We start from the raw sequence: 15,482 nt of genomic DNA on the forward strand, positions 1-15,482 counted from the left end.
CCAGCGAAGGCGGTTTATCCGACACGCAGCCATCGCTGGCCTCGTAACCTCGGTGAGCTCCTACAGGATTCGAACCAACTCAGAAAATTTTATTTTGCTTGATGAGAGCTTACTTGTTGGCGGGGCGCTGGGCCTGCATACGCGGGAAACTGCCTCGCGAATAGATCCTGTGTTTGAACCCCTAAAGGATAATATCCAGCCGCTTCAGCCGCGACGCCAATGTCGTCGGTTTCAAACCCAGCAACTCTGCTGCACCTCCCTTGCCGAACAACTTGCCATTACAGGCCTTGAGTGCCGCCTGCATGTTGCTTCGTTCCAGTTCTCTCACTTGAGCGTCGGTCATGATGCTCGTGGCGGAAAGCAGAGCAGGGGCGGCTTCGATTTTGTTGGGCTCATCCGGCAAGTCCATATTCAAATCAGCACCGTGAGAGGTAATGAGCGCGCGTTCGATCACGTTCTGCAGCTCACGAATATTGCCCGGCCATGAATAGCGCTGCAGGCGTTCGATGTCGCTGTTGCGCAGTCGACGCCCTGGCATGTTCAGGCGCTTGGCGGTCTGCTTGAGGAAGTGTGCCGCCAGCGGCGCGATATCCATAGGCCGCTCGCGCAAAGCCGGGGACTGGATCGGAAAAACGTTCAGACGGAAATACAAATCCTCGCGGAAATGCCTGGCGGTCACCTCCTGACGCAAATCGCGATTGGTGGCCGCGATGATCCGCACGTCGACCTTGCGCGTACGTTCTTCACCGACCCGCTCGAACTGACCTTCCTGTAAAACCCGCAGCAGCTTGCTTTGCAACTCCAGCGGGATCTCGCCGATTTCGTCAAGGAACAGCGTGCCGCCATCCGCCAGTTCGAAGCGCCCGACGCGGTCGCGAATCGCGCCGGTAAACGCGCCGCGGATATGGCCAAAGAACTCGCTTTCAAACAACTCGGTTGGGATCGCCGCGCAGTTGACCCTGATCAACGGGTTGGCACTGCGTCGACTGGCCTGATGGATCGCCCGGGCAATCAACTCTTTGCCGGTCCCGGATTCTCCATTGATCAGCACGCTGGCGTCGGTCGGCGCGACGACGTCGATCTGTTTGATGATTTTCAGGATTGGCTCACTCTGGCCGACGATTTCCCGAAAATTGTGTTCGATGTGAATCTCTTCCTGCAGATAAGCGTTTTGTTCTTCAAGGCGCTGCTTGAGCACCTTGAGCTCCTCGAGCGCGTTGTGCAGTTGGTTCTCCGTAGTCCGCCGCTCGGTGATGTCGCGGAATACCACCACCGCACCGGCAATGCGCCCATCGGCAATCACCGGCGTACTGGTGAATTCCACCGGAAACGAACTGCCATCCCGACGCCAGAAAACTTCCTGCCGACCTTCATGAACCACGCCATCGCGTACGGCTTTGTAAATGGGGCAGTCTTCTACCGGGTAATGGCTGCCGTCGGCGTGGGTGTGGTGGTGAATGCGGTGGATGTTCTTGCCGATCATGTCTGCCGGTTCCCAGCCCAGCATGCGCGCGCCGGCCGGGTTGACGAAAGTCGCCAGGCCGTCGGTATTGATGCTGTAAATACCGTCACCCACGGCGCTGAGCAGCAATTGATTGTCGCGCTCGGTTTCCTGAAACAGGTTGAGAATATTGCGCCATTCCAGCAGCCCGCCGCGCATGGTGCGCTCGGTGTGGGCCTGATCACGCTGATACTTTTCATGGCTGGCTTCGCGCATCACCAGAATCAGCTGCGGGTTGCCTTTGACCTGCAGGATGGTCGCCGACAACTCCAGCTCGATACGCTCGCCGGTCTTGCAATTGCAGCTTAGGTCTTCAGTCCAGCCGCGGCCTTTATTCATGACTGCTTGAGTAAAGACGATCAGATCGGCCAGTTGATGACCGAACAACTTGCTGACCGGCAGCTCCAGCAGTTCCTGACGTGGATAGCCGAGCAACTTGCAGGCCGCCACATTCAGGTCGCCGAAGCGATCTGCCACAGGGTCGAGGAGGGCGATGGCCTCGGCGCAGTGTTCGAACACCATGTGCCGCGAGGAATAGGCCAAATCGGCCCAGCCGGTCAGAGAATCTGGCTCGCTCATTACGAAATCTCGTGATTCAGCGCTACGAAGATTCGTATTTCTACGGGAATGCGTGATCCAGCGATAGGCTCAGATAGATCCGTAAAAACCGGATCAGATTTGAATCTTAAAGATAATCAGTGAGTTAGCCTGCATACGCACAACAATTTTATTTTTGGCACGGCGTTCGCTCTCTCCCTCGTGTCACCCCGGCGGTTGCAAGCCGCTGATAAAAACATGACTTACTGGAGAACGACGATATGCCAAGCGTGGACATTGCTCACTATCAAGACGGCGACTTCCTGGTCAATTACGAAGAAAAAGTCTTCGAGGACGTCAAAGCCGAACCCGGCGAAAAAGCCCTGCTCACGTTTCACACCATCGCTTTCGAAGGTTCCATCGGGCTGGTCAACATGCTCCAGGCCAAGCGCCTGCTGCGCAAAGGCTTCGAGACCAAAATCCTGTTGTACGGGCCAGGCGTGCAACTGGGTGTGCAGCGCGGTTTCCCGACGCTGGGCGCGGAAGCCTTCCCCGGCCATCTGGCAGTGAACAACCAGATCAAGGCGTTCATGGCCGAAGGCGGCGAAGTCTACGCCTGCCGTTTCGCCTTGCAGGCTCTGTACGGCCAAACTGAAAAAGCCCTGATCGAAGGTATTCGGCCCATCAACCCGCTGGACGTCATGGACCTGCGCCTGCTGATGCGCCGCGAGGGCGCGATGATTATCGATACCTGGACGGCGTAACAGAATACGGATTCCCCTGTAGGAGCTGCCGAAGGCTGCGAAGCGATGTTCCTGACTCTCTACCCATCGCAGCCTTCGGCAGCTCTCACCAAAATAAGTTAATTATTTGATTTGAAATGACTTTCTGTAGGAGCTCACGAGCTCCGCGAGGCAGCGATGGCGTCCTTTCTGACACATCGCAATCGCGGCCTCGCGGTGCTCGTGCGCTCCTACAGGGCCCAATGTCTGCCGCGCAACAGCGTAGTGCAGGAGCAACGGGCTTGAGTACGAAATCCATTATCAGGACCTCCACCATGACCACCATCCGCGCCGCCGCCGTTCAGTTCAGCCCGGTGCTGTATTCCCGGGAAGCCACTGTCGCCAAGCTCTGTACAACCTTGCTGGCGCTCGGGCGCGAGGGCGTGCAGTTCGCGGTTTTTCCGGAAACCGTGGTGCCGTATTACCCCTATTTCTCCTTCGTCCAGCCGCCTTTCGCCATGGGCAAGGAACACCTGAAACTCCTTGAGCAATCCGTCACGGTTCCTTCCGACGTGACCCGACAGATCGGTGAGGCCTGTCGCGAAGCGGGGATTGTCGCTTCCATCGGTGTTAACGAGCGCGACGGCGGCACGATCTATAACGCACAACTGCTGTTTGATGCCGACGGCACGCTGATTCAGCACCGCCGCAAAATCACCCCGACGTACCACGAGCGAATGGTTTGGGGGCAGGGCGATGGTTCCGGGTTGCGTGCCGTGGACAGCGCGGTCGGCCGCATTGGCTCGCTGGCCTGCTGGGAGCATTACAACCCGTTGGCCCGCTATGCGTTGATGGCCGACGGCGAGCAGATTCATGTGGCGATGTTCCCCGGCTCATTGGTAGGGGACATTTTTGCCGAGCAGATCGAAGTCACTATCCGCCATCACGCCCTTGAATCCGGCTGCTTCGTGGTCAACGCCACGGCCTGGCTGGACGCCGATCAGCAAGGGCAGATCATGCAGGACACCGGCTGCAGCCTGGCTCCAATTTCCGGCGGTTGCTTCACGGCCATTGTCTCTCCAGAAGGTAAGTTGCTCGGCGAGCCACTGCGTTCCGGTGAAGGCTGGGTGATTGCTGATCTGGATCTGGCATTGATCGATAAGCGTAAACGCATGATGGATTCGGTGGGGCATTACAGCCGTCCGGAACTGCTCAGCCTGCTGATTGATCGCACCCCCACTGCCCATGTGCACGAACGCGCAGCGCAGTTGAAAACCGAGGAGCTTGCCCATGCGGACCAATGAATTGCTGGCCGAGCTGCAATGTCACGGGGTGCGCTGGCCCGCCGCGCACAACGGTTTGTCGCGTCAGGGTGGCGCAGGGCCGTCAGACCACAAGGCGCTCAGTTTCGGCAGTCGGACCATGATGGTGCCGATCCTCAATCAGGCTTCTCAGGATTCTCCGTATCAGGCGCAGCCCAGCGAGGACGGCAGCCAGGCATTGATCTTTCGTCAGGGTTTGCAGGTCGGCGAAGTGAAAATGCCCGGCGTGCCGAAGTTTTACGGGTTGAGCACCGATGACGGCGTTCCCTACTGGAAAATCGCCACTTTGCACAGCAGCGATGTGCTCGCAACGACCGTTCTGCAGCATTGCATTCGTTTCAATGATCGCGGTACGTCCTGCCAGTTCTGCGCCATCGGCCAATCCCTTGCTGCGGGTAAAACCATTGCCCGCAAACGTCCGCAGCAACTGGCTGAAGTGGCAAAAGCGGCGGTTGAGCTCGATGGCGTCAAACACATGGTGATGACCACCGGCACGCCACAAACACCTGATCGCGGTGCAGCCATTCTGTGTGAGTCCGCAGCCGCGGTGACGGCCGCAGTAGATCTGCCGATTCAGGCGCAATGCGAGCCGCCGGATGACGACGCCTGGTTCACCCGTCTGCGCGATAGCGGAGTGGTGTCACTGGGTATGCACCTGGAGGCGGTTACGGACGCGGTTCGTCAGCGGATCATGCCGGGCAAGGCCGAAGTGCCCCTGTCGCGTTATTTCGATGCGTTCAGTGCGGCGGTCGACGTGTTCGGTCGCGGTCAGGTCAGCACTTATATCCTCGCTGGACTCGGCGACAGCGAAGCGGCGATCACCGAAATGAGTGAGCGTTTGTGCGAATTGGGCGTGTACCCGTTCGTGGTGCCTTTTGTACCCATCGACGGCACTCCACTGGCCCGTCATCCCAAACCCGACAGCGCCATGATGGCGCGCTTGTACCCGCAGATCGGCGCAAGCCTGCGTCGCCACGGTTTGCATTCCGAGCAGATCAACGCCGGTTGCGCCAAGTGCGGCGCGTGCTCGGCATTGAAGAACTACGAGTAAGCCGGTTTATCCAGGGAGAAACGCTATGTCCAGCCTTGCCTTTGCGCTTGTCGACAGCACGTTCGAGCCGTTTCGTGCCGGTGAACTGCTGGTTAAACCGGCCACCGAACATTGGGAGAAACAGGCTTATTACGCGCTACGCCGTGCGGTGTTCTCCGATGAGCAACAACTATTGGCGCAAGACAAGGACGGTCACGACTTTCAGGCGATTGCGATTGTTGCGTTGGCCGGTAATTGCGGCATGGCTGATCAGGTGGTCGGCGCGGTACGGATTTACCAGCCCGAACCTGGCCTGTGGTTTGGCGGACGCTTGTGCGTTGCGCCGGCCTATCGACGCCACAGCATGATTGGCAAGGCGCTGGTTAACGAAGCGGTATCGCGGGCCAAGGATCTGGGCTGCGAGGTCTTTCACGCCACTGTGCAAACAGCGAACGAGCTGTATTTTCAGGCGCTGCATTGGCAGACCCTGAATCACCTTGAATTGCTCGGCCAACCTCACTGCCTGATGCAGGCCGATCTGACGCGCTATCCCTTCATGCCGCGTCAGGTGTCCCTGCGCACGTTGAAGGCGGCTCGCCATGCGTGAGATCAACGATCTGCAAGCACTGCTCGAACTGTTGCGCAACACCCCGGCGATGCTCTCCAAGCAGGCTATTCAGCAGTCTGCCTCATTGATCGGTGTGACTGACAAAACGCTCACCCGTGCCGAGTTGTACGCCTTGCCCGGCGATGACACCGCCGCCATTGCCTGTGGCGAGCATTATCAGCTGTTGGCGATTGAAGGCATGTTGCCGGGATTCGTCAGCGCCGCGCCGTGGTTCGCTGGCTGGTCAGCGGTGATGGCCAATGTCAGCGATATCACTGCCATGGGCGGTAGGGCCACCGCCGTGGTCAATGCGTATTGGCACCATGATCAAGACGCCGCGCAGCAGGTATTGGCAGGGATTCGCGCCGCCTGTGAAGCCTACGGGATGATGCTGGCGGGCGGGCATACCAGCCTGGCCAACGGCAACCCGACGGCATTGGCTGTGGCGATTACCGGTATCGCCAGCAAATTGCTGTCCAGCCTGCATGTCGCGCCGGGGCAAGTGATTGCCATGGTGGTTGACCTCGAAGGCCAGTGGCATGCGGACACAACCTATTGGAAAGCGTTTGAAGGTGTCCCGGCTTCACGGCTGCGCAGCAAGCTGGAAGTGTTGCCACGTCTGGCCGAAGCGCAGTTGCTGCATGCCGCCAAGGACATCAGCAACGCGGGAGTATTGGGCAGCCTGCTGATGCTGCTGGAGGCCACCGGTTGTGGCGGGCATGTGGATTTGAGCGCACTGCCATGCCCGCCGGATGCAGATCCGCAGCGCTGGCTGCAAGTCTTCCCCAGCTACGGCTTCCTCATGACCCTTGACGAAAAAGACTGGCCCAACGTGCAGGCCGCCTTCGCCTTTGAAGGGCTGTGCTGCGAACGCATCGGTCAGGTCAACGCCAGCGCTGCGCTGACTGTGCAGACGGGTTCGCAACACGCGTCATTCTGGAATCTCACCGAACAGGCGTTCACCGGGTTCAGTTACGGCCACCTTGATCTGTCCTCATTGAATACCCAACAGGAGCACTGACATGCCCGCTGTCAATTTCACCATTCGCTGGCCCAACGGCAAAGAAGCATCCGGCTATTCACCTTCGACGGTGATCTACGACCACTTGCAGGAAGGCGCCAGTTATCCGCTGGCGGACTTTCTGGCTCGCATCGAGGGCGGCCTAAACAATGCTTCGGAGCGGGTCAAGCAGGTCAAAGGCTTCTACTGCAGTTCGGCGATGGACACCCTCAACTCCCTGAAGAGCCAGGCCATGCGTCAGGAAGAGGGCGCGGTGCAGGTCATCAGCATGCGCACTGAAGGTGGCGGCCGCGTGCCGAGTTCGGGATGGAGTTCTTTTTAGGCTAGTACGTCGCGGTCCTGTGGGAGCCGGGCTTGCCCGCGATAAGGCTGGACGCGGTTTGACATCGAATCGTGTCCTTTCTTATCGCGGGCAAGCCCGGCTCCCACAACGGACTCATTTCAATTAAATATCCCGGAGCCCCCATGACCAGTCCTCTCACGTCAATCAAACCACCCCATCACAGCGTGATCATCGTCGGCGGCGGGCAGGCCGGGTTGTCTGCCAGCCATTATTTACAGGCTCACGGCATTGATCACCTGGTACTGGAAAAGCACAGCCTGACCCACACCTGGCGTACCCAGCGCTGGAATGCTTTCAGTCTGGTTACCCCCAATTGGCAGTGCGCGCTGCCGGGTTATCGCTACAGCGTGGAGCATCAAGGTAAAGACCCTCATGGCTTCATGACCAAGGATCAAATCAACGAGTATCTGGCGGGCTTTGTCGCGTCGGTCAATGCGCCTGCGCTTGAGGGCGTGGTGGTCCAGCGTGTGTTGCCAAGAGCCGTTGGCGGCTTTGAGGTGCATACCTCCAGAGGCGAGTTCACTGCTGATCAGGTAATCGTCGCCTCGGGCGGTTATCACACGCCGATCATTCCGCGTCTGGCCGAGCGTGTATCAACGCAGATTACCCAGATTCACTCCGAGCAATACCGCAACGCTGAGTCGCTGCCTGCAGGCAATGTCTTGGTGGTGGGCTCGGGGCAAAGCGGTGCGCAGATTGCCGAAGATCTGCACCTGGCCGGGCGCAAGGTGTATCTGGCGGTCGGCGACGCACCCCGTTGCGCTCGCTTTTATCGTGGCAAGGACGTAGTCGACTGGCTGGCCGAAATGGGCTACTACGACATCGGTGTCGACACGCATCCACTACGGGAAGGCGTGCGCGACAACACCAACCATTACGTCACGGGGCGTGATGGCGGTCGCGACATCGACCTGCGTCGTTTCGCAGTTGAGGGGATGGAACTGTTCGGACGTCTGCAGAGCCTGCAGGACAACACGCTGACATTTGCCAGCAACCTCAGGCAAAGCCTCGACAGCGCTGACGCGGTCTATAACCGGATCAATGCTTCCATCGACAAATACATTCTGGAGCACGGTATCGATGCTCCGGCCGGTGAGGTTTATTCACCGCAATGGACGCCTGAGCAAGAGCGTACCGAGCTGGATCTGAACGCGGCGGGCATCACCAGTATCGTCTGGTGCATCGGGTTTACGCCTGATTTCTCGTGGGTCGAAGCGCCCGTATTCAACGGTCGCGGCCATCCCGGCCATAAACGGGGTATCACCGCCCAGCCGGGCTTGTACTTCCTTGGCTTGCCGTGGCTGTACAGCTGGGGTTCGGGCAGGTTTTCCGGTGTGGCGCGCGATGCGGAGTATCTGGTGGCGCACATCGCTGAAGCGTTGGCTCCGGTGCGGCGGGTGGGTGCGGGGTAGGCTGCCCCTGTGTCCCTGACACAGCGCTGTCGCGCAGCAAATACTGGCCGGTAGGAGCGCAGTTGTAGGCGAGAAGGTCTGCACCCCAGAGGCCCAGGCTTGCGGCGTTCTAAGGTAGGAGGCAACTTGTTGGCGAGAGGGTTTACGCGGCTGTTCAGGCACACCGCCTCGCGAACAAGTTCGCTCCTACCCCGGCCGAAAAGGCTCAGGTCCGTTTGATAGGAGCGCAATCCCTTAAGAGTGGCTTTGGCCGCTAGAGGGTCAGTGGACAAGCGATACTACGGCGCTTTGGAAACCAGCAACTCCGCACTGCCCAACGGGTGGCTCTTTGCATCGAAAAAGCTCAATTCGGTACCCAGATCACCCAGCAACTCAATGTAATGCCGCTTCTGAAACTCGATGAACGCAGCGCTGCGTGGCAGGACCGAAATCGCGATTCGCTTAGGCCGAGCCTGGCGGATAGCGGCGACGATATGCGCGTCCTGCTTGCCCAGTGCATGACCGAAAATGCACAGCGCGTCAGCATGTTGCGCCAGTTGCCCATGACAGAACGACAGGTAATCCGAAGTCCGGACAAGCTTCATCTTTTCGGCGCTGCTGCCTTCGCTGATAAACAGCGGCACATCGTCCAGTGCATTGATAGCGAAGCTGCCCAGCAGCGAGCTTTCCGATGACAACAGCTTGCGTACCGTGCCATCGAGGTTTTTCACCAGATGCATGCCGCCGTGCAGATACAGCACACGGGTCGCGTTGGTCTTGACAGAATGCAGATTGAACGTCGCCTCATCGTTGAACAAATCGTCAAAGTGCTCCGGCGCGTGCATGACAGCCCAATAAGCGAGCAGGTCGTAGTTGCTTGAGTAGACGCTGGTGTAAAGCTGAAGCTCCGAGTTCAGCCGGGCGAGGGTATTGGCCTCGATCAGCTTCCACGGAATATGCACCGAACGGATCGCGTGGATCAGCGCTTCCTTGATGGCGAAGTAACGGTTGCGTGGCGACGACGAGCTGATGGTCAACGCAGCATTGACCCGCATTGCTGATTTCAGCGCAGCCAGCACGGGCTCGAAATTGTGTGTATCCATGGCGCTGAACACGGCCAGTTCAGTGCGGCTCATCGGGTTGCTGCGCGTGGTCTGGGACAGGTCGAACAGCGAGTCGTAAGCGAAGTTCTTCCAGACCGCCAGACTCGCACCGTTGCCCATCAATAACCCCCAGCTTTCGTCGTGGGCATTTCTCAGGTCGTTCCAGTCAGCCAGTCCGGCATCAATTTCGGTCAATTGCATCATCTCGCTTCACTACACATTTAAAGATCGCCCTCTGCAGAAGCAGCAAAGGCTAAAAGCTGATCATCTTATAGAACGGGACGAAAAAATGTCGTCTGGTTACCTTGACGACCCTGGATATCGCGACAATACTTCGCCTTGCATTCATATAGATGACTAGATAAATAAAAATATGAACAGATTATCCAGTGACGAACGTTTACCCCTCTATCAACGTCTGCGCGACCAGTTAGCCGAGCAGATTGCCAACAATCGCTGGCGTCCGGGCGAGGCGATTCCTACCGAAGCTGCACTGTCCAGCGAGTATTGCCTGTCCACCGGCACGGTGCGCAAAGCCATCGACATGCTGGTTGCCGACAATATTCTTGAGCGTCAGCAAGGCCGTGGCACGTTTATCCGTCGTCCGCAGTTTGAGTCTTCGTTGTTCCGATTCTTCCGCTTCCAGACCGCTTCGGGTGCCCGGCAGGTGCCGGAAAGCCGGATTCTGTCGATTGAACCCATGATTGCACCGTCGGCGGTCAGTCAGGCACTTGGCCTGATTCCGGACGCGCCGGTGATTCGTATGGTGCGTCTGCGTTTGCTCGATGCGCAGCCGGTGCTGGCCGAAGAAATCTGGCTGCCTCGGGTTCAGTTTCAGGCCTTGCTCGACAACGACCTTCAGCGCCAGGGGCCGTTGCTCTACCCGATCTATGAAGCGTTGTGCGGTCAAGTGGTCGCTTACGCCGAAGAAAGCCTGACGGCAGAAGCGGTCAGCGACGTGCATGCGCGTCTGTTGCAGATTCCGGTCAACAGCCCGGTGGTGGTGATTGAACGTCTGGCGCGTAACTACGCCGGGGAACCTCTGGAGTGGCGCCGCTCGCGTGGGCACGCCAGTCATTTCCGTTACAGCGTGGAAATCCGCTGACGGTTCGTCCGCAGCTTTTTATAAAACAACCGCAATTGCCTGGATTGAAACGGATGCACAGGTGGGAGCGAATTCATTCGCCAATGAATTCGCTCCCATATGACCCATGCAGCGTCGCCGGGTAACCCCTTTTAAGGACAAAAAACCATGTTCAGTTGGTATCGCCAAGTCACTCCTCGTGAGCGCAAAACGTTTTGGGCCTGCTTTGGTGGCTGGTCACTGGATGCGCTGGAAGTACAGATGTTCGGTCTGGCGATTCCCGCGCTGATTGCCGCGTTTGCCCTGACCAAGGGCGATGCCGGGTTAATCAGCGGCGTGACGCTGGTGACGTCGGCGCTGGGCGGCTGGGTTGGCGGTACGCTGTCGGATCGTTACGGTCGGGTACGCACTCTGCAGTGGATGATTCTCTGGTTCTCGTTTTTCACGTTTCTGTCGGCATTCGTCACCGGCTTTAACCAGCTGTTGATCGTCAAGGCGCTGCAAGGCTTCGGCATCGGCGGCGAGTGGGCGGCCGGTGCGGTGCTGATGGCAGAAACCATCCAGTCCAAATATCGCGGCAAGGTGATGGGCACTGTGCAGAGCGCCTGGGCGGTAGGTTGGGGTCTGGCCGTTCTTGTCTTCACCCTGATTTATTCGCTGGTACCGCAGGATATTGCCTGGCGGGCGATGTTCCTCGTGGGTCTGCTGCCATCCCTGCTGATCATCTGGGTACGCCGTAACGTTGAAGAGCCGGACAGCTTCCAGCGTCAGCAAAAAGACAAGACCACGCCGAAAAGCTTCTTCAAATCCATGGCCGGTATCTTCCGTCCTGAACTGCTGCGGGTAACCCTGCTTGGCGGCATCCTCGGTCTGGGGGCTCACGGTGGTTACCACGCGGTGATGACCTGGTTGCCGACGTTCCTGAAAACCGAGCGCAACCTGTCGGTGTTGAACTCCGGCGGTTATCTGGCGGTGATCATCGTTGCGTTCTGGTGTGGTTGCGTTGCCAGTGGCTTCCTGATTGACCGTATCGGTCGCCGCATGAACATCCTGCTGTTCGCCATCTGCTGCGTGGTGACGGTGCAGTGCTATGTGTTTATGCCGCTGACCAACACGCAAATGCTGTTCCTCGGCTTCCCGCTGGGCTTCTTTGCCGCCGGTATTCCGGCCAGCCTCGGTTCGTTCTTCAACGAGCTTTACCCGGCAGATGTGCGCGGTGCAGGGGTGGGCTTTTGCTACAACTTCGGCCGTGTGCTGTCGGCAGTGTTCCCGTTCATGGTCGGTCACATGAGCGAGTCCATGTCGTTGGGCACCGCCATCGGCATCGATGCCGGTATCGCCTACGGCGTGGCAGTGATCGCCGCGCTTTGCCTGCCCGAAACCCGTGGCCGCAGTCTGGAAGCGACCACGCCTGAAACTGATGCGACTCAAGGACGTGAAGCGCCACAGCAAGCCTGACCTGATGTTTGATTCAGCGTCTGGTTTGCAGTAGATCCACGCGCGGTGCGTATGCACCGCGCCTCCTTGATAGATGAGCTCCATGCCTGATTCCAGTACCTTCCCGATCATCGGTATCGATGGCCACGCCCATGTGTTCAGCCGTGATCTGAGCCTGACGGCAGGTCGCCGTTATACGCCCGACTATGACGCCACCCTTGAGGCTTATCTGCAGCAACTCCGTGACAACGGTCTGAGCCACGGCGTGCTGGTGCAACCGAGCTTTCTCGGCACTGACAATAAATATCTGCTGGACGCGCTGGCCAGAGCGCCCGAGCAACTGCGTGGGGTGGCGGTGGTTGACAGTGACATCAGCCGCGAAGAGCTGCGGCAGATGGACGAGCAGGGCATCGTCGGCATTCGTCTGAACCTGATGGGCAAGCCTTTACCTGACTTCACCGAGCCGGCCTGGAAGCTTCTTCTTGATGAAGTATCAGCGCTGGGCTGGCACGTGGAATTGCATCGCGGTGTAGAAGATATTCCAACCTTGATTCGGGGCCTGATGCCATTTGGCTGCAAGATCGTAGTGGATCACTTTGGCCGCCCTGACGCGCTGCTCGGAATTGATCATCCGGCATTTCAGGCCTTGCTGGAATGTGGTTTGAGCGGGCGGGTATGGGTCAAGGTTTCGGCTATTTACCGTCTGGGTGGCAGCGCTGAGCAAAACGCCGGTTTTGCCAGGGCGGCCATGCCTTTGCTGATCAAGTGCTTCGGTCTGAATCGTCTGGTATGGGGCAGTGACTGGCCGCATACGCAGCATGAGAGTGAGGTTGATTTCGCTCGGGTCATTGGCCAGTTGCAGGGGCTTGGATGTTCCGGCGCTGAACTTCGTGGCTTGATGGTCGAGGCGCCGCGGGTGCTGTTTGGCTTTCAAGTGCCTTGAAATGAAATCGTGAATGACCCGCAGGAGCTGCCGAAGGCTGCGATAGCGTCCTGCCTGAATAACCGCCATCGCGGCCTCGCGGTGCTCGTGCGCTCCTACAGGGTTCATTCATTATCTGTACCTGAAAGAATCGCCCCGGTGTCCGTGACACCACGCTGTCGCGCAGCAAACATGGGATCTGTAGGAGCTGCCGAAGGCTGCGATAGCGTCCCGCCTGACTACCGCCATCGCGGCGTCGCGGTGCTCGTGCGCTCCTACAGTTCTAACTTGACTGTTGTTATTGCGCGCAGTCACACCAACGCTACAGTCTGCCGACATTCCAGAGTCAACCTCGCACCACCCAGCGGGCTGGTCCCGATGTGCAGGGTGAAACCATGCAGGTTGACGATCGCCGCAACGATTGACAGTCCGAGGCCAAAGCCGTGTTTCTGGGTGCTGCCTTCGCTGCGGTAAAAGCGCTGGAACACTGCCTGGCGTTCGGCTTCCGGGATGCCGGGGCCGGAATCCTGAACTTCAAGACAGGTGCTGTCGCCATCCGCCCTTGCGCTCAGGATCACACTGCCATTGGGCGGGGTGAATTTGATCGAGTTGCTGAGCAGATTGGCCAACGCTTCGAAGAGCAGGGCGCGATCACCCAGTAGCGGGGGCAGTGGATCTTCCACACGCAGGTACAGGCTGACGCCACCTTCCTCGGCCAGCGGCAGGTAAAAATCATGGACCTCTTGCAGCAACTCGCCAGGATCGACTTCGACAAACGCCGAGCGGCGCTGGTGGTCCTCTATTTCCGAGATGCGCAGCAAGCCGCGAAAGCGCGCCATCAGCGTATCTGCCTCGGCAATCACTTGACCCATTTGTGTCGCAACCAACGAGCCTTCCGGTGATTGTTGCTGGATGCGATACAACTGCGCCCGCAAGCGGGTCAGCGGTGTGCGCAGATCATGGGCGATGCTGTCGCAGACCCCTTTGACCTCGTTCATCAGTTTTTCGATGCGATCGAGCATGGCGTTGACGATGACCGCCAGCATGTCCAGTTCATCACGGCGCGCCGACACCGGAAGACGGCGACCCAGATCGCCGGCGACGATTGTCTCTGCACTGGCCTGAATATCGCGAATGCGTTGCAGCGGCCGGCGGCTTAGCAAATGCCAGCCAGCAATGCCGGGAATAATCGTCAGTGACAGTCCCCAGAGCAGGGCGCGCAGAATCAGGGTGGTCACAGCGAACAGCGAACCGTTGTCCCGCACCAGCACCAGCCAGTGCCCGTCGCGAGTCTGACTGGCCACCGCATCACAAGTGTCCTGCGGCATGTGCGGATCTTCGGAGTCGACGCAGTTGCTCAGCTGGTGGATCTTGCCGTCCAGTGGCAGGCTGGCCGGAACCGTTTTTATCGGGCCATTGAGCGGGCGCAGTTCCGCGTCGAACAGGCCGTAGGCATCCACGGCGCGCATGTCGAAGGTCATGCTGGAGGTCAGCGCCTCGATCAACTGCTCACCTTCAAAGCGGGCAAACAGTTGCTGGCGTTGCATGAGGGAGTGGCGGGCGAGGTTTTCCAGGTAGCTGCTGACTTCCCAGTACACCACGCCGATCAGTGTGCAGCTCCAGGCCACGAACAGAAAACTGTACAGCGCCAGCAAGCGACTGGTAGAGGAACGCCAGCCTTTAGACGGGTTCAGCAATGACATAACCCGAGCCTCGCACGGTTCGAATCAATGGGGTCATGCCGGGTGGATCGATTTTTTTCCGCAAACGACCAATGTGTACGTCGATCAGGTTGGTGCCGGGATCGAAGTGATAACCCCAGACTTCCTCGAAAATCATCATGCGAGTGATGATCTGCCCGCTGTTACGCATCAGGAATTCCAGCAGTTTGTATTCGGTGGGCAGCAGACTCAGTGGCTGTTGACCGCGGCTGGCTTCGCGCTTGATCAGGTTAAGCTCCAGATCGGCGACCCGCAGAATGGTTTCCGCAGCGGCCACCGGGTTGCGGCGGCGTAACAGGACTTCAACGCGGGCCGCCATCTCGTCGGAGGCAAAGGGCTTGGCCAGATAGTCATCGCCACCGGCACGCAGGCCACGTACGCGTTCGTCGACATCGGACAAGGCGCTGATCATCAGGATTGGCGTGAAAATACCCTGAGCGCGCAAGGTGGTGACGATGGCCAGGCCGTCCACTTCGGGCAGCATGCGGTCCAGGGTGATCAGGTCGTAGTCGCCGCTCACCGCACGGGCAAGGCCTTCACGGCCGTTATCGACCCAGTCCACCTCCAGGCCATGGTTGCTCAACTCCGCGACGATTTCCTGGGCGGTCACGGCATCGTCTTCGATGGTCAAAATTCGGGTCATCTTGCCTGCCTGAAGGGATTACAGCCAAAAACCTATTCTCGCTGATGTGACCTGAACAGTTTCTGAAAGAAATTTCATCTGGCATTTGGCCTGAGTTG

Annotated in this window: 14 protein-coding genes; 10 read left to right on the top strand and 4 right to left on the bottom strand. The window is 58.6% G+C overall.

Annotated elements, in window-relative coordinates; translation table 11 throughout:
• Positions 1–181 precede the first annotated feature (181 nt).
• Positions 182–2,080 carry a sigma 54-interacting transcriptional regulator gene (locus AUC60_RS00005; RefSeq protein ID WP_087263799.1) on the bottom strand — a complete coding sequence of 633 codons (1,899 nt, stop codon included), beginning with the start codon at positions 2,078–2,080 and terminating at the stop codon, positions 182–184.
• Between the two features lie 239 nt (positions 2,081–2,319).
• On the opposite strand from AUC60_RS00005, the gene AUC60_RS00010 reads away from it, so the two are divergent.
• The 7 genes from AUC60_RS00010 (at position 2,320) to AUC60_RS00040 (ending at position 8,495) form a co-directional block, all read left to right on the top strand.
• Positions 2,320–2,802: an MSMEG_0572/Sll0783 family nitrogen starvation response protein gene (locus AUC60_RS00010; RefSeq protein WP_087263801.1), complete on the top strand. Its 483-nt coding sequence runs from the start codon at positions 2,320–2,322 to the stop codon at positions 2,800–2,802.
• 293 nt (positions 2,803–3,095) lie between these two features.
• On the top strand, positions 3,096–4,064 hold the full coding sequence (locus AUC60_RS00015; protein ID WP_087263803.1) for a Nit6803 family nitrilase: 969 nt from the start codon (positions 3,096–3,098) through the stop codon (positions 4,062–4,064).
• Positions 4,051–5,133, top strand: a complete 1,083-nt coding sequence (locus tag AUC60_RS00020) for an MSMEG_0568 family radical SAM protein (RefSeq protein WP_087263805.1) — start codon at positions 4,051–4,053, stop codon at positions 5,131–5,133. Before AUC60_RS00015 ends, AUC60_RS00020 begins: the two co-directional genes overlap by 14 nt.
• 25 nt (positions 5,134–5,158) lie before the next feature.
• Positions 5,159–5,719: an MSMEG_0567/Sll0786 family nitrogen starvation N-acetyltransferase gene (locus AUC60_RS00025; protein WP_087263807.1), complete on the top strand. Its 561-nt coding sequence runs from the start codon at positions 5,159–5,161 to the stop codon at positions 5,717–5,719.
• On the top strand, positions 5,712–6,740 hold the full coding sequence (locus AUC60_RS00030) for a sll0787 family AIR synthase-like protein (RefSeq protein WP_087263808.1): 1,029 nt from the start codon (positions 5,712–5,714) through the stop codon (positions 6,738–6,740). Before AUC60_RS00025 ends, AUC60_RS00030 begins: the two co-directional genes overlap by 8 nt.
• Before the next feature lies 1 nt (position 6,741).
• Positions 6,742–7,062, top strand: a complete 321-nt coding sequence (locus AUC60_RS00035; protein WP_087263810.1) for an MSMEG_0570 family nitrogen starvation response protein — start codon at positions 6,742–6,744, stop codon at positions 7,060–7,062.
• A 143-nt stretch (positions 7,063–7,205) separates the two neighbouring features.
• A complete protein-coding gene (locus AUC60_RS00040; protein WP_087263812.1) occupies positions 7,206–8,495 on the top strand; it encodes an MSMEG_0569 family flavin-dependent oxidoreductase in 1,290 nt (429 codons plus the stop codon).
• Positions 8,496–8,773: 278 nt separating this feature from the next.
• Here AUC60_RS00040 and AUC60_RS00045 read toward each other — a convergent pair whose 3' ends face one another.
• Positions 8,774–9,781, bottom strand: a complete 1,008-nt coding sequence (locus AUC60_RS00045) for a DUF4917 family protein (RefSeq protein WP_405622764.1) — start codon at positions 9,779–9,781, stop codon at positions 8,774–8,776.
• A 169-nt stretch (positions 9,782–9,950) separates the two neighbouring features.
• Between AUC60_RS00045 and AUC60_RS00050 the strand changes: the two genes are divergently transcribed.
• The 3 genes from AUC60_RS00050 (at position 9,951) to AUC60_RS00060 (ending at position 13,041) form a co-directional block, all read left to right on the top strand.
• Positions 9,951–10,682 carry a GntR family transcriptional regulator gene (locus AUC60_RS00050; protein WP_167384290.1) on the top strand — a complete coding sequence of 244 codons (732 nt, stop codon included), beginning with the start codon at positions 9,951–9,953 and terminating at the stop codon, positions 10,680–10,682.
• Positions 10,683–10,829: 147 nt separating this feature from the next.
• Positions 10,830–12,119 carry an MFS transporter gene (locus AUC60_RS00055; protein WP_087263816.1) on the top strand — a complete coding sequence of 430 codons (1,290 nt, stop codon included), beginning with the start codon at positions 10,830–10,832 and terminating at the stop codon, positions 12,117–12,119.
• An 82-nt stretch (positions 12,120–12,201) separates the two neighbouring features.
• Positions 12,202–13,041, top strand: a complete 840-nt coding sequence (locus tag AUC60_RS00060) for an amidohydrolase family protein (protein WP_087263818.1) — start codon at positions 12,202–12,204, stop codon at positions 13,039–13,041.
• Positions 13,042–13,331: 290 nt separating this feature from the next.
• Here AUC60_RS00060 and AUC60_RS00065 read toward each other — a convergent pair whose 3' ends face one another.
• A complete protein-coding gene (locus AUC60_RS00065; protein WP_087263821.1) occupies positions 13,332–14,723 on the bottom strand; it encodes a sensor histidine kinase in 1,392 nt (463 codons plus the stop codon).
• Positions 14,701–15,384, bottom strand: coding sequence for a response regulator transcription factor (locus AUC60_RS00070; RefSeq protein WP_087263823.1), 684 nt, complete (start codon positions 15,382–15,384; stop codon positions 14,701–14,703). Before AUC60_RS00070 ends, AUC60_RS00065 begins: the two co-directional genes overlap by 23 nt.
• Positions 15,385–15,482 lie beyond the last annotated feature (98 nt).

It is taken from the genome of Pseudomonas caspiana (assembly GCF_002158995.1).
Classification (GTDB): Bacteria; Pseudomonadota; Gammaproteobacteria; order Pseudomonadales; family Pseudomonadaceae; genus Aquipseudomonas; species Aquipseudomonas caspiana.

Coding starts and splice junctions, on each gene's coding strand:
- AUC60_RS00070 (WP_087263823.1), bottom strand. CDS start 15,384: ATGACCCGAATTTTGACCATCGAAGACGATGCCGTGACCGCCCAGGAA.
- AUC60_RS00045 (WP_405622764.1), bottom strand. CDS start 9,781: ATGATGCAATTGACCGAAATTGATGCCGGACTGGCTGACTGGAACGAC.
- AUC60_RS00035 (WP_087263810.1), top strand. CDS start 6,742: ATGCCCGCTGTCAATTTCACCATTCGCTGGCCCAACGGCAAAGAAGCA.
- AUC60_RS00010 (WP_087263801.1), top strand. CDS start 2,320: ATGCCAAGCGTGGACATTGCTCACTATCAAGACGGCGACTTCCTGGTC.
- AUC60_RS00065 (WP_087263821.1), bottom strand. CDS start 14,723: ATGTCATTGCTGAACCCGTCTAAAGGCTGGCGTTCCTCTACCAGTCGC.
- AUC60_RS00015 (WP_087263803.1), top strand. CDS start 3,096: ATGACCACCATCCGCGCCGCCGCCGTTCAGTTCAGCCCGGTGCTGTAT.
- AUC60_RS00060 (WP_087263818.1), top strand. CDS start 12,202: ATGCCTGATTCCAGTACCTTCCCGATCATCGGTATCGATGGCCACGCC.
- AUC60_RS00020 (WP_087263805.1), top strand. CDS start 4,051: ATGCGGACCAATGAATTGCTGGCCGAGCTGCAATGTCACGGGGTGCGC.
- AUC60_RS00030 (WP_087263808.1), top strand. CDS start 5,712: ATGCGTGAGATCAACGATCTGCAAGCACTGCTCGAACTGTTGCGCAAC.
- AUC60_RS00025 (WP_087263807.1), top strand. CDS start 5,159: ATGTCCAGCCTTGCCTTTGCGCTTGTCGACAGCACGTTCGAGCCGTTT.
- AUC60_RS00005 (WP_087263799.1), bottom strand. CDS start 2,080: ATGAGCGAGCCAGATTCTCTGACCGGCTGGGCCGATTTGGCCTATTCC.
- AUC60_RS00050 (WP_167384290.1), top strand. CDS start 9,951: ATGAACAGATTATCCAGTGACGAACGTTTACCCCTCTATCAACGTCTG.
- AUC60_RS00055 (WP_087263816.1), top strand. CDS start 10,830: ATGTTCAGTTGGTATCGCCAAGTCACTCCTCGTGAGCGCAAAACGTTT.
- AUC60_RS00040 (WP_087263812.1), top strand. CDS start 7,206: ATGACCAGTCCTCTCACGTCAATCAAACCACCCCATCACAGCGTGATC.